This window comes from Corynebacterium sp. KPL2680 (genome assembly GCF_040225675.1).
Lineage (GTDB): Bacteria > Actinomycetota > Actinomycetes > Mycobacteriales > Mycobacteriaceae > Corynebacterium > Corynebacterium rhinophilum.
In genome coordinates this window covers 116,010-128,717 of sequence record NZ_JBEHFM010000003.1, presented here as the reverse complement: position 1 = coordinate 128,717, position 12,708 = coordinate 116,010, and the positions used below count along the sequence as shown (strand labels likewise).

Here is a 12,708-nt window from a genome sequence, read left to right as displayed (position 1 = left end):
CGGGGGAGCATTATCGGCGCGAATGTGCGCACGCGGGAGGCATGTGGCACTTTCACGGCGGCTCATGCGATACTAAGGCGCGTGGCAGCAGAACAAAGACCGAAGATTTTCGAAGGCGCTCGCGACATCATTTTGTCCCTTTCCATAGTGGTCCTCATGATGTTGCTTGTGGTGGGCGCAACCGGGCTTTGCTCGGTGAATCCGGAAACAGCGCAAGGCCCAGTCCAAGAGGTAGACGAGGAGACCTTCCTGGATACGCAGGCCCGCGCCGGTGTTGGCGCCATCCGAGATCCCCAGATGCCCGAAGGCTGGCAGGCCAATGCGGCCCGACGTTCGCAGCTAGGAGGCGAGACAGCCACCGTCGTCAGCTGGCTTACCGCGGATGGAAACTACGTGGAATCCACCCAAACCCAGGTGTCTGCAGAAGACGCGGGCGAAAAATACGACGCTAACTATCGCGGGCTGAACTCCACGCGCGAGGTAGCCGGCCACCAAGTGCGCGTGCTGGCAAGCGACGACGATTCGGTGCGCCGATTGTGGATCGCCGACTTGGGCGATGCCCGCCTCATCATCTCCGGCGCAGCCCCCGATGAAGAATTCGCCGCCGCCACCGAGGCCTTCATCAAGGCCAAGCCTATAAGCGGAAAGTAACCTCGCTGAGCCCCTCATCGTCTGCTTTCACCGTGATTCCCTCAGTATCACCGGCGGCTTCTTCCAAGGCAGCCGCATCTAGCCCGCTCAGGCGCGTCTTTTCTAGGTAGACGTCCACGCGCTCGCGCTGGGAACGCTGCGGGTAGATGGAAACTTGGACCACTTTGGCATCGGCAAGCAGCAGCACGATGGACTGGGAGAAGTAACTCAGTTCCTCCTCGGTGGCTGAAACCTGAGTGCTGGTATGCGCCGGCCCGAAAAATTCCTCCACCAACGCGCGGGAATCGCCGCCCATGATGGAGCCTGCCGATGCCGATTTGGATACGAAATCAATCCGCTTTCCCGGGTAACCATAAATCTGCATTACTCTTCCCCCTCTTCGGCCTGCTGCTCGTTGTTTTCCGCCTTTTCGAGGGCATCTTCCACGCGCTTGGAGGCGCCATCCAAGTGGGATTCGCACGTGCGAGCAAGTGCCTCGCCGCGCTCCCAGTACTTCAGGGACTCGTCCAAGCCCATTTGGCCGAGCTCTAGAATCTTGACGGTTTCAATGAGCTCATCGCGCGCCTGTTCGTAGCTCAATTCCTCTACGGGAGTAAAGGCATCCTGGCCCGGCTGGCCGGAACCAATGGTTTCATCTGACATCAGCAATTCTCCTACTATTTCTGGCTAATCGGCGGCCTGGGAGGCCATGGATACGGCGGTGATGGAACCATCGCCCACGCGAATGCGCAATTGCGCGCCGGGCGGTGATTGCTCATAGGAGCTAACTACCTCCGGATCGCTGCTATCTTTGGGCAAGACTTGAACAATAGAATACCCACGGGCAAGCGTCGCCGAAGGGCCTAAAGCAGAAACCCGTGCGCGAAGGGACTCCACGTGCCGAGTCTCGCGGTCTAACAACACCCGCAATTCGCGGCGCATACTCGTGCGCATGCGCTCGACTTCTTCACGCCGAGCGCGGATCGGGGTCATCGGATCGGCCAATACCGGCCGGGAACGGATATTATCTAATCCACGGCGCTCGCGTTCTACCCAGCCGCGCAACGCCGCTGCCATGCGGGAACGCGCCTCTGCGATAACCGCCCGTTCCTCTGCCACCGAAGGGACCACGCGCTTGGCGGCGTCCGTGGGTGTAGCCGCGCGTAAGTCTGCGACATTATCCAGCACCGGGCTATCCGGCTCGTGGCCAATCGCGGAGACCACCGGCGTGCTGGCGGCCACGACGGCACGTTGCAGGGCTTCTTCAGAAAAAGGCAAAAGGTCTTCGACAGAACCGCCGCCACGGGCGATGATGATGACATCGATCTCCGCATCGGCGTCGAGCTCCTGCAGGGCCGAAACCACTTCGGGGACGGTATTTGCCCCCTGAACAGCGGTATTGATGACGCGGAATTGCACGGCCGGCCACCGGTCGCGGGCGACCGCCATGACATCGCGCTCGGCGGCAGAACCGCGGCCAGTAATCAGGCCGATCTTCTGCGGGAGATAGGGAAGTGGGCGCTTGCGCGCGGGATCAAAGAGGCCTTCTGCGGCGAGCTGTGCGCGCAGCTTTTCAATGCGCGCCAATAAATCGCCGATGCCCACGTGCCGGATCTCCGTGGTCCACAAGGAAAAGGATCCGCGGCCGGCATAAAACGCGGGCTTGCCGTGCACGATGACGCGGTCGCCATCTTTTAGCGGCGTGGGCAAGTTGTGCAGCATTGAGGACGAGCAGGTCAATTGCACCGACTTTTCCTGCTGCACATCGCGTAGGGTGAGATAAGACAGCTTCCACGTGGGCTTGTAATTGATCTGCGTTAATTGGCCTTCCACCCACAGATATCCAAGGCGCTCGATCCACCCCTTCACCTGGTCATTGACCTGGCCTACAGGCCACGGGGTCTCTGGAGTATTTGCCGGTTGGTTCACGCACCCACCCTTTCCATCTACAGCACCATACGGTGCCTTTTAGTGTAGGTGCTCCGGACAAGCACCGCCCCGCTTGGGTGGCCTAGATGGGCGCTTTTGCTGCTGGATAGCCCTTACTATTGTTTTGCTTTACCTTTCGATACTCTGGGAGGCATGACTGATGGTAAAAATGTTCTCCTCGCGGCACCGCGCGGTTACTGCGCTGGAGTGGACCGCGCCGTCGAGACTGTAGAAAAGGCGCTAGAAAAATACGGCGCACCCATTTATGTGCGCAAGCAAATCGTCCACAACCGTTATGTCGTTGAATCTCTGGCCAAGCGCGGAGTCATCTTCGTTGAAGAGGCATCCGAAGCCCCAGAGGGTGCTCACCTCGTATTCTCTGCCCACGGCATCTCCCCGGCGGTGCGCAATCAGGCGCAAGAGCGCAAGCAATTGACCCTGGATGCCACCTGCCCCTTGGTTACCAAGGTGCACAAGGAGGCCCAGCGCTTCGAGCGCGATGGTTACCACATCCTCCTCGTGGGTCATGAAGGCCACGAAGAGGTAGAGGGCACCGCGGGAGAGGCCCCCGATGTCACACACCTGGTCGATGGCGTCGACGGCGTGGACAAGCTGCCAGATTACTTGCAGGATGAAAAACTCATCTGGCTTTCGCAGACCACGCTCTCGGTGGATGAGACCGTCGTCATCGTTAATAAACTGCGCGAGCGTTTCCCGCACCTGGAAAACCCGCCATCAGATGATATTTGCTACGCCACCCAAAACCGGCAAGAGTCCGTCAAGGCCATCGCGCCGAAGTGCGATCTGATGATCGTGGTGGGGTCAAAAAACTCGTCCAACTCGGTGCGCCTCGTAGAAGTCGCACTCGAGGCAGGCGCGCGCGACTCCCACTTGGTGGACTTCGCCGCAGAAATCGATGAATCGTGGTTAGACGGCGTAGAGACCGTTGGTGTGACCTGTGGCGCCTCCGTGCCGGAACTCTTGGTGCGCGAAGTACTCGAATACTTGGATGATCGCGGCTTTAACGACGTGGAGCAAGTAACCACCTCTACGGAATCCATTACCTTTGCGCTGCCGCGTGATCTGCGTCCCGCGCGCACCTAGCGCTGCAACGCCTAAAACAACGATAACCGTGAGCCTGGTGGCCTCTTAAAGAGTGCCGAGGGCTCACGGTTTAGTTTATTCGTAGAGGTTATCGTCCCAACGCTGCTTCTTGGCAGTGTCTTTTATCGAGGAAGTGGGACCTGTTTCGGGGGCCGGTGGTATCACGTCCCCCGCGCGCCGGTTCGGATCGGGTTGCAAGCGATTTTCGCGTTCCGCCTGTTGCTCGCGACGACGCTCTTCTCGGTCGCGGCCGCGGATGCGGTCCTGCGGCTTCTGCGGAGGTTGCGCCTGTGCATGCGATCTGCGGCGAGAGGCGCGTGGGGATGAGGCCTGCGGGTTTTCGGATCTATTACGCGCCATGAGTTCCGCCACGGAAAGCCGCTCAGCGCGGTTCTGACGATCCCGCTTCATGTCCGCGCGCCGCGAGACTCTTTGCTGATTCACAGCGCGCTGTGCGGCCTTGCGGAAGCGAATCCAGCGCAAAACGCCGATTGCCGTCGCGCCAAGAACCGCGATAAGCAACCACACGAAGTTCTGGACCAGCGGATACACCGAGGTGAGCAGCGACGTTTTAGAAAAACTGGTGCCTTCTGGAGCATTGGACTTGGTGATGAAGATTCCCGCCGTCACCACGGTTACCGCGTACAAAATGGGGATGGACGCGATGGACAGGAATAATCCCCGCTCCTCAACGATGAGCGCTATGAGCAGCGAGCTGATGATGAGGAAGGCAAAGTACATCCAGCCTATAGAGCCGGCAAGAATGGAAATCAATGCGCCGGTGAGCAAAAGTGCCGCCAATAGCCCAAGGCCCTTCAGCAGCGAGATGTTCGGCATGCTCAGGCCTTGCGCGGCGGTTGGCTTTCGTTGTTTGGCTAGTGACACGTCGCAAAATCCTACCGTCTGGCGCGGGCCAATGGCTATATCCACGCAGTAAAACTGCCTAGAATTTATGAAGAATTTGTCCCGCGCGGCCACGTATCAATGGGGGAGGGCTCGCGCGGTGCCCTGTTCGTGCGGCAGGGGATCTCCATTTCGTGCAGCTTGCGGGCGGTCACGCCCACGCGCGAATCCAGCGAGGAGAGCGTGGAATTATAGGCTTCTACTGCCTTTTCGAGGTTTTGACCCACCTTGCCGTAGTGCTCCGAAAGGGTATTGAGCCGCGAATAGAGCTCGCGTCCCAAGCGTTGGACTTCTTTTGCCTTGGTGGAAATAACTTCTTGGTGCCAACCCATAGCTACCGTGCGCAAAAGCGCGAAGAGTGAGCTCGGGGTGGCGATGACGACGTTGCGCTCAAAACCGAACTCGATGAGCTCAGGATCGACCGATAACGCAGCATCGAGGAAGGGATCCGCTGGCACGAAGAGCACCACGAATTCCGGGGTGGGTTGGAAGGCCTCAATATAGTCCTTGTGGGACAACGCCTGGATGTGGCTGCGCAGCTGATGCGCGTGGCGGCGCAGGTAGCCGGCGTGTTCTTCTGGATCCTCGGTTTCTAGCGCATCGAGGTAAGAAGAAAATGGGACCTTGGCATCGACGATGATATGCCTGCCACCGGCCAAGTTGATGAGCATGTCTGGGCGCACGATGCGGCCGTTTAAGGGGGCAGAGACTTGAGAATCGAAGTCTACGTGCCGTCTCATGCCGCCGAGTTCGACGACGCGCTCTAGCTGAATCTCGCCCCACCGCCCGCGCACATTGGGTGAGCGGAGGGCCGTAACGAGCTGATCTGTGCGCTCTGTTAGCCGGGACGAGGTGCGGGTCACCGCCTGCACTTGGCTGGACAGGGAGGCCAAGTGGGCGGTGCGATCTTCTTCCAATTCTTGGAGCTGGAATCCAAGCCTATCCATGGCCTTTTCCAGCGGTTGCAGCTCGGCCTGGCGGCGCTGGGATTCTTGCAGCGCCCGGTGCTCCTCGCTCGGCGCGGAGCGGGAAGCGGAATGAGAGTGGGCCAACCATCCCAGAACGGCGCCCAATAGGAGACCGATAAACAGCAGCAGCACGGGCAAAGTGGATGTCATGGAATCCACTATGACACGTGCTGCCGACACAGCACACTATTTTTTCGAATCTCCGTTCCAAAGATTTTCAAAGGCATCCCGCGCCCGGCGCAGGTTGGAGCGCATGCTCGGTTCGTCATAGTCCTCCGGGGTGGAATCGACGTCGACGGAGGCATCGAGCGTGGTGGAATCGCCATCGGAAGCCGCGTCGGCGCCGGCGATATCGGGGTTGGCGTGTTCTGGGACCTTGCGCCATTGCTCGCGCTTGTACTGCGCTTGCTCTTCGGTATAGCGGCCGATGAGATAGCCCGCGACGGTGGAGTAGTTGAGCTCGGAGGAGTGCTTTTCCCCGGACTGCAGCTTCATCATGTCTTGGACGTAGCGATAAGCCACCGCGATCATGGCGGCGGTCGGCACGGCCAAGAATCCACCAATGAGTCCAAAGAGCGCGGAGCCGACGATGACCGAGACCAAAACAATGACTGGGTGCAGGTTCATGGCCTTAGCCTGCAGCCACGGCGAGAGGACATTGCCTTCAAGCTGCTGGACCAAAAGAACGAGACCCAAGACCAACAGTGCTTGGGTAAAGCCCAAAGACACTAAGGCGATAACCACCGCGAGCGCGCCGGAGACAATGGCGCCGACGAACGGGATGAAGCCGGCGATGAAGGTGATGATTGCCAGGGCCATCGCCAAGGGCACGCCGATAAGCACGAGGCCGAGGCCGATAAAGATGGCATCGATAAGCGAGACCACCGCCTGTGCCCGAATGAATCCGCCCAGGGTATTCCAGGCGCGCGTGAGCAATTCCGTGAGGTGCCAGCCGGCACGTCGCCCGGTGGCATCGCGCAGCCACGGCAGGAATTTGGTGCCGTCCTTGAGGAAGAAGAAGGTGAGCACCAAGACAATGAACACCGTGACGAAAAATGAGGTGGCATTGCCGATGCCCGTAAATACAGACCCGGCGATAACGCCCGCACGCTCCTGCAACCAGCCTGCGGCCTCGTCGATATAGGTGCTCATATCGTCGCTATCGAGGTTCAAGGGTGGGCCCTGGGCCCAAACCTGGAGCTGCTGGATGCCCGAGACCGTTTGTAAGTAGAGCGACTGGGATTGCCGCATGAAGTCCGGTGCCACCGAGGCGATGAGCCCACCGACGGCGGCTGAAGAGAGCAGGATTGTCACAATCGCTGCCAGGCCCGCGGGTAGTCCCTTTGTTCGCATCCAACGCGCCATGGGGTTAAGCACGGTACAGATAATAAGAGCCAAGAGCACTGGAAGGATGCCCTGCCAGAAGCTACCCAGGACCTGATAGACAGCAAAAAGGAAAACGCCGATTATCAGCAGGCGCACGGCCCACAGGGAGGTCGATTTCACCATCTCGCCCGCGATGACGGAGCGATCGACCTGATTGCCCGGGGGATGCGGCGATACGTCGTCCAATTGGTTGGTGTCGAAGTCACCGTCCATCTTATCGCCCGGGCTCGCCTGTGGCTTTTCGGGTGTTGGTTGCTTATCAGAACTCACCCCACCATCTTGCCTCATAACGCGGTAGGTGCGTTAGGATTAGCCCCGTGAGTCTTACACTAGGAATCGTCGGCTTGCCCAATGTGGGCAAGTCCACTTTGTTTAATGCCCTGACCCGTTCCGAAATCTTGGCGGCTAATTACCCATTCGCCACCATCGAGCCCAACGTGGGCTTGGTGGAGCTGCCGGATCCCCGTTTGGACGCCCTCGCCAAGATGTTCAACTCCGAGCGTATCTTGCCGGCGACCGTGTCCTTCGTGGATATTGCCGGCATCGTCGCAGGTGCCTCGCAGGGCGAGGGTATGGGAAACGCCTTCCTAGCCAATATCCGCGAGGCCGACGCTATCTGCCAGGTGGTCCGCGCCTTTTCTGATGACAATGTCATCCACGTCGATGGCCAGGTAGATCCCGGCAATGACATTTCCGTTATTAATACAGAGCTGATTCTGGCGGATCTGCAGACCATCGAGAAGGCCCTGCCGCGCCTAGAAAAGGATGCCCGGAAGAATAAGGACTTGGCGCCTGTTGTGGAGGCCACCAAGAAGGCGCAGGAAATCCTAGAGGATGACCGCACCCTCTTCGCCGCCGCCAAGACCGGCGAGATTGATCTTTCCCTCGTACGCGAGCTGCACCTGATGACGGCTAAGCCCTTCCTCTATGTCTTTAACTCGGACGAGGCTGTGCTTACCGATGCCACCAAGAAGGACGAACTGCGCCAGCTCGTCGCCCCAGCAGATTGCGTCTTCCTCGATGCACAAACCGAGTCCGAGCTCTTGGAGCTGGATGAGGACGAGGCAAGCGAGCTGCTCGAGGCAGTAGGCCAAGAAGAGCCCGGCTTGGCTACCTTGGCCAAGGCTGGTTTCTCCACCTTGGGCCTGCAAACCTACCTCACCGCTGGTGAAAAGGAAGCCCGCGCGTGGACCATTAAGCAAGGCGCTGCCGCACCCCAGGCCGCTGGCGTAATCCACACCGATTTTGAAAAGAAGTTCATCAAGGCAGAAATCGTCTCCTTCGACGATCTTGTTGCTGCTGGCTCAATGGCCGAAGCGCGAGCCAACGGCAAGGTCCGCCAAGAAGGCAAGGACTACATCATGCACGATGGCGACGTGTGTGACTTCAAAATCGGCGGCTAAAACCTAGCTTGTTGCAGGTCGCGGTAGTGAACGTGGCGAGCGCGCGAATGTAGAGTTATCCTATCTGCGTACCCGACAACAATAAGGAGGCCATAATAATGGCTGAGCTAGAAAACAAGACGATCGCAATCATTGCTACGAATGACTTTGAAGACTCCGAGCTGACCTCTCCGCTAGAGGCCGTGCAGAAGGCCGGCGCTACCGTAAAGGTTCTGGCGCCTAAGGCCGGCACCATTACGGGCAAGAACGGTACCGAGATCAACGTTGATGCTACGACCAAGGACTCCGAGGGTGAGACCTTCGACGGCATCATCTTGCCTGGTGGCACCAATAACGCCGACCTCATCCGCCTGGATGAGGCAGCCGTTAGCATCGTGCGCAAGCACATGGGCGAGGACCGCCCCTTGGGCGCTATCTGCCACGGCGGTTGGATTCTAGCCGATGCAGAGGCCCTCAAGGGCCGCACCCTGACGTCCTTCCCGTCCCTGCAGACCGATCTCCGCAACGCAGGTGCTACCTGGGTTGACGAAGAGGTCCACTGCGACCAGGGCTTGGTCTCCTCCCGTACCCCGGACGACCTGCCTGCATTCAACGCTAAGTTGGTCGAAGAGTTTGCAGAGGGTCAGCACTAAACTAGGCAAAAGCCTCAATTACTCCCTACGAGCCAGATGGTGAGAAACCTTCTGGTTCGTAGGGAGATTTTTCGTCTATATGGGCTCCTCGCGTTCGCTAGGGTGGATCAAGGATTTGGTTGAATGTTTAAGGATTCTCGCCGTCTGCTAACCTGTGAACCTAGAAGGGGAGTAGTTCCTACGGCGCTTACTGCGCCGCGATGACTGGTCGACACACTGGCTTAAAGGCCCGGCCACTCAGCATCGAGGCATTCGATGCGAACGAGACCTTCGGACTGATTCTGGTTGCCGAAGGGAGAGTAGTAGACCTTGTCTTCTTTAAGTTCTGAGCAGCGTATTTTAGAGCGCTTTATGATGTTGTCCATCGCCGCGGCGGTGGCGACAATTGTCCTGAAATCCTTGGCGGCGTGGCTGACGGGCTCGGTTGGTTTCTTCTCTGATGCCCTCGAATCCCTCGTGAACCTCGTGGCCGCCATCGCGGGTTATTGCGCCTTGCGTATTGCCGCTAAGCCTGCCGATGATAATCACCACTTTGGCCACGGTAAGGCGGAGTATATTTCCGCGTTGGTAGAAGGGGCGATGATTTTCATTGCGGCAGGAGCCATCATCTACACCGCAGTCCAACGCCTTTTTACTCCCCAGCCCGTTGAAGAAGGCGGTTGGGGCTTAGCGCTGTCGCTATTGTCCTCGATACTTAATTTGGGCGTCGGTTTGGCCCTGATTAAGGCGGGCAAGCGCTACCGGTCTGCGACGCTAAATGCGGATGGGCACCACCTGATTACGGATGTGTGGACCTCCGCCGGCGTTCTCGTCGGCATGGCTGCGGTGTATCTTACGGGCTGGTTGTGGCTTGATGCGCTTGTGGCCTTGGCCATTGGCATCAATATCTTGTGGACGGGATTTAAGATTTTGCGCGATTCCGTCAGCAGCCTGCTTTCTGAGGCCCTTCCGCAAGAAGAACAAGATCAAATTTGGGATCTCTTAGCTGAACTGGAAAAAGAAAAGTCCGTGACTTTCACGGATTGGCGTACGGTAGCCTCCGGCAGGCAAAGAATGGTCTACCTGACCATGGAGGTGCCAGCGGACTGGAGCGTGCTCTACTCACACGAGATTGCCGATGACGTCGAAGTCGCCCTCGACGAGCTTTTCGCCGGATGCAGCGTATTTATCCACGTGGAGCCGGCTGGTGTTGCGCATCGCCGCCCACTTCCATTCCGGCAATAAATAAAGGCCCAAGGCCCAAGGCGCTGTGCCCTGGGCCTTTATTTTCGTTTATTAAGCCTTGACGCTTACTTCCTCGTCGGAGTCTTCCTCCATGATGTGCTTGACGCCATTTTCGGCTTCATCCCAGACCTCTTGGTTCTGGATGCCCGCGCGCTTGGCGACGACCGTCGCGCACAATGCCTGACCCGTGACGTTGAGTGCCGTACGGCCCATGTCAATGATGGGCTCAATGGCCAGCAGCAAGCCAACGCCGGCCAAAGGGAGGCCCAGCGTGGACAGAGTCAGCGTGAGCATGACTGTCGCGCCAGTGGTACCCGCGGTAGCCGCGGAACCAATAACGGAGACGAAAATGATGAGCAGGTATTGCGTGAAGTCTAGGTCCACGCCATAGAATTGCGCGACGAAAATCGCAGCAACAGCAGGGTAGACAGAGGCGCAGCCATCCATCTTCGTAGTAGCGCCGAGTGGCACTGCGAAGGACGCGTACTCGGTGGGAACGCCTAAGGCGCGTTCGCTGAAGCGTTGCGTTGCGGGCATAACACCCATAGAGGAGCGGGTGACAAAGCCCAAGGACGTTACCGGCCAAATGCGCTTGTAGAAGCCCGTGACCGAGATATTGTTGAACTTCAGTACCGCTGGGTAGACCACGGCGAAGACGATTGCCAGGCCCACATACATTGCCAAGACGAATTTGCCCAGGGAGCCAAGTGCGTCCCAGCCGTAGGTAGCAACTGCCTTACCAATGAGCGCTGCGGTACCAATCGGTGCCAGGCGGATAATCCACCACAGGACCTTCTGGATGACCTTGAGGAAGGACTCCGTAAAGTGCAGGAAGGGATCGGCTGCCTTACCGGTCTGTACGGCGGCAATGCCAATGGCCAAGGAGATAACCAGCAGCTGAAGCGCACCGAAGTTCAGCGATATTTCGCCATCGCTGGCAGAGGCGGTAAGGCCAAAGAAGTTTTGTGGCAGGAGCTGCTCAAAGAAGGCAGTCCACGAACCAACGCTTGACGGATCCTCTGCAGCGGATGCATCGACGCTCGTGCCAGCACCGGGCTTCATGACTAATGCCACGACGATGCCCACGATGACGGAGAAGAACGCCGTAATGGCGAACCACACCAACGTAGAAATGGCCAAGGATGCGGCATTGGCAACCTTGCGCAGGTTAGCTACAGAGGTGACCACCGCGGCGAAGATAAGCGGCGGAACCATGACCTTCAATAGCTGGACATAGGCGCCACCGACTCCGCTGAGTAGGTTGGTCAACCACCCTGGATTGTCAGGGTCGGTATCCATCCCAGATGCAATCAGTCCCAGGATGAGGCCGATAATAAGGCCCGCAATGACTTGCGCGCCAAACCCCGTTGCCCAGCTAGGAAGTTTGGAGTGAGAGGAAACTTTTTGTGTCATAGAACGTCCTTTAGAAATAAAATGAACAGGTCTGACTATTTGTTGAGTACGGTTCTGTTCAACTTCAACTAGTTTCACTTTATTCCACGCGTCAAACCGCAAAGAAAAAGGGTCTCGTTTGCAGCAGGAGAATTGCTATGATCGCTTTGTAGATAAAGCGGTTCAGTAACCACTCGTGCTTTCACCTTCAGCTGCGACCTCCATCCCGCCCTTTATCTCCTCCTCCTGCAACGCCGCCCTTCGCGCTCACCGCGAGCATCAGCTCGGTTGGCTCGCCTATCTCCCGTGAGCGCGAAGGGAGGGGTAGGGGAGATGAATGGTCGCCCTCGATTTAATACACTGCCCGTCCGCTCGAATTCGTCTTCCTCACCTTCGCGCTCACCGATAGCGCAGCGCCCCGGTGAAAGCCGCTGCCGGTGAGCGCGAAGGGCGGTTGGGTACTACGCGCAAACTAAGAGAACAGCGCTTAATCAAAGCAGCGGGGTACCGTTAGCTGCCATACTGGAATGATGAAGATTCTGGTAACTGCTTTTGATGCCTTTGGCGGCGAAGAGATTAACCCTACAGAACGTGCGCTGGATAGGCTGCCGGATGAAATCGGCGGCGCGCAGATTATTAAGCACCCTGTGCCAACGGTATTCGGTGAAGCACTGAAACAGGCAATTGCTGCGGCCGAGGAAGAAGATGTGGACGCGGTGGTCTGCCTGGGGCAGGCCGGCGGGCGCGGGCATATCACTCCGGAGCGGGTAGGCATCAACTTGGCGGATGCTTCTATTCCGGATAATGCGGGCAACCAGCCAATCGATGAACCAGTGGTTGAAGGTGGCCCAGTCGCATACTTTTCCACTCTGCCGGTGAAGGCGATGGTCGCAGCGATTCAGGAGGCGGAGATTCCGGCACGGGTCTCGACCACCGCGGGAACGTTTGTGTGCAACCACCTGCTTTATGGCCTGCTGCACCATTTCAAAGATACGCAGGTAAAAGCAGGCTTTATCCACGTGCCGTTTATTAAGGAGCAGAATAAAGAAAACAGCCCGCTGCTGGAGCTCGCGGACGTCGTGCAGGGCGTGGAATGCGCGATCAGCGCAGTTGCGAAAAACGCTTAGGGTCACCTTG

The 12,708-nt window shown here is 58.1% G+C and carries 13 protein-coding genes; 6 read left to right on the top strand and 7 right to left on the bottom strand.

Translation table 11 applies throughout. The features are described 5' to 3' along the window. Positions 1 to 81: 81 nt before the first annotated feature. Entirely contained in the window at positions 82 to 651 is a 570-nt protein-coding gene (locus tag ABRP66_RS02775; RefSeq protein WP_284769940.1) for a DUF4245 domain-containing protein, read from the top strand. Here ABRP66_RS02775 and ABRP66_RS02770 read toward each other — a convergent pair. Genes ABRP66_RS02770 through xseA form a run of 3 tightly spaced genes read right to left on the bottom strand, consistent with a single transcriptional unit; the run spans position 635 to position 2,559 of the window. Then, positions 635 to 1,015, bottom strand: a complete 381-nt coding sequence (locus ABRP66_RS02770) for a hypothetical protein (protein ID WP_296089930.1) — start codon at positions 1,013 to 1,015, stop codon at positions 635 to 637. The two genes, ABRP66_RS02775 and ABRP66_RS02770, sit on opposite strands and share 17 nt — an antisense overlap. Continuing rightward, complete coding sequence (locus ABRP66_RS02765) at positions 1,015 to 1,293, bottom strand: exodeoxyribonuclease VII small subunit (RefSeq protein ID WP_005280052.1); 279 nt, start codon at positions 1,291 to 1,293, stop codon at positions 1,015 to 1,017. The genes ABRP66_RS02770 and ABRP66_RS02765 overlap by 1 nt, the downstream gene beginning before the upstream one ends. Before the next feature lie 24 nt (positions 1,294 to 1,317). Beyond that, the gene (xseA, locus tag ABRP66_RS02760; protein WP_284796295.1) at positions 1,318 to 2,559 is read right to left on the bottom strand and encodes an exodeoxyribonuclease VII large subunit; all 1,242 of its coding nucleotides are present in this window, start codon (positions 2,557 to 2,559) and stop codon (positions 1,318 to 1,320) included. A 153-nt stretch (positions 2,560 to 2,712) separates the two neighbouring features. On the opposite strand from xseA, the gene ABRP66_RS02755 reads away from it, so the two are divergent. Next, a complete protein-coding gene (locus ABRP66_RS02755) occupies positions 2,713 to 3,663 on the top strand; it encodes a 4-hydroxy-3-methylbut-2-enyl diphosphate reductase (protein WP_284850342.1) in 951 nt (316 codons plus the stop codon). 75 nt (positions 3,664 to 3,738) lie between these two features. On the opposite strand, the gene ABRP66_RS02750 is transcribed toward ABRP66_RS02755, so the two are convergent. From ABRP66_RS02750 to ABRP66_RS02740, 3 genes are all read right to left on the bottom strand, one after another. Next, positions 3,739 to 4,548, bottom strand: a complete 810-nt coding sequence (locus ABRP66_RS02750) for a DUF6542 domain-containing protein (RefSeq protein ID WP_284796297.1) — start codon at positions 4,546 to 4,548, stop codon at positions 3,739 to 3,741. A 65-nt stretch (positions 4,549 to 4,613) separates the two neighbouring features. Then, a complete protein-coding gene (locus ABRP66_RS02745; protein WP_349838313.1) occupies positions 4,614 to 5,684 on the bottom strand; it encodes a DNA recombination protein RmuC in 1,071 nt (356 codons plus the stop codon). A 36-nt stretch (positions 5,685 to 5,720) separates the two neighbouring features. Continuing rightward, positions 5,721 to 7,208 (bottom strand): AI-2E family transporter, encoded by a 1,488-nt coding sequence (locus tag ABRP66_RS02740; protein ID WP_296089924.1) that lies wholly within the window; start codon positions 7,206 to 7,208, stop codon positions 5,721 to 5,723. A gap of 29 nt (positions 7,209 to 7,237) precedes the next feature. Here ABRP66_RS02740 and ychF point away from each other — a divergent pair, with 29 nt between their 5' ends. The 3 genes from ychF (at position 7,238) to ABRP66_RS02725 (ending at position 10,179) form a co-directional block, all read left to right on the top strand. Then, complete coding sequence (ychF, locus tag ABRP66_RS02735) at positions 7,238 to 8,323, top strand: redox-regulated ATPase YchF (protein ID WP_284769933.1); 1,086 nt, start codon at positions 7,238 to 7,240, stop codon at positions 8,321 to 8,323. Positions 8,324 to 8,421: 98 nt separating this feature from the next. Further along, on the top strand, positions 8,422 to 8,955 hold the full coding sequence (locus ABRP66_RS02730) for a type 1 glutamine amidotransferase domain-containing protein (protein ID WP_005282146.1): 534 nt from the start codon (positions 8,422 to 8,424) through the stop codon (positions 8,953 to 8,955). A gap of 309 nt (positions 8,956 to 9,264) precedes the next feature. Next, positions 9,265 to 10,179: a cation diffusion facilitator family transporter gene (locus ABRP66_RS02725; protein WP_458773877.1), complete on the top strand. Its 915-nt coding sequence runs from the start codon at positions 9,265 to 9,267 to the stop codon at positions 10,177 to 10,179. Between the two features lie 51 nt (positions 10,180 to 10,230). Here the strand turns inward: ABRP66_RS02725 and ABRP66_RS02720 are convergent, their stop codons facing one another. Further along, positions 10,231 to 11,592 carry a dicarboxylate/amino acid:cation symporter gene (locus tag ABRP66_RS02720; protein ID WP_284769931.1) on the bottom strand — a complete coding sequence of 454 codons (1,362 nt, stop codon included), beginning with the start codon at positions 11,590 to 11,592 and terminating at the stop codon, positions 10,231 to 10,233. Between the two features lie 509 nt (positions 11,593 to 12,101). Here ABRP66_RS02720 and pcp point away from each other — a divergent pair. Further along, positions 12,102 to 12,698, top strand: a complete 597-nt coding sequence (gene pcp, locus ABRP66_RS02715) for a pyroglutamyl-peptidase I (RefSeq protein WP_349838312.1) — start codon at positions 12,102 to 12,104, stop codon at positions 12,696 to 12,698. The last annotated feature ends 10 nt before the right edge of the window (positions 12,699 to 12,708 follow it).

Bases quoted from the DNA above. Each gene is read 5' to 3' on its own strand.
- ABRP66_RS02770 (WP_296089930.1), bottom strand. From the start codon at position 1,015: ATGCAGATTTATGGTTACCCGGGAAAGCGGATTGATTTCGTATCCAAA.
- ABRP66_RS02765 (WP_005280052.1), bottom strand. From the start codon at position 1,293: ATGTCAGATGAAACCATTGGTTCCGGCCAGCCGGGCCAGGATGCCTTT.
- ABRP66_RS02755 (WP_284850342.1), top strand. From the start codon at position 2,713: ATGACTGATGGTAAAAATGTTCTCCTCGCGGCACCGCGCGGTTACTGC.
- ABRP66_RS02745 (WP_349838313.1), bottom strand. From the start codon at position 5,684: ATGACATCCACTTTGCCCGTGCTGCTGCTGTTTATCGGTCTCCTATTG.
- ABRP66_RS02740 (WP_296089924.1), bottom strand. From the start codon at position 7,208: ATGAGGCAAGATGGTGGGGTGAGTTCTGATAAGCAACCAACACCCGAA.
- ABRP66_RS02730 (WP_005282146.1), top strand. From the start codon at position 8,422: ATGGCTGAGCTAGAAAACAAGACGATCGCAATCATTGCTACGAATGAC.
- ABRP66_RS02720 (WP_284769931.1), bottom strand. From the start codon at position 11,592: ATGACACAAAAAGTTTCCTCTCACTCCAAACTTCCTAGCTGGGCAACG.
- pcp (WP_349838312.1), top strand. From the start codon at position 12,102: ATGAAGATTCTGGTAACTGCTTTTGATGCCTTTGGCGGCGAAGAGATT.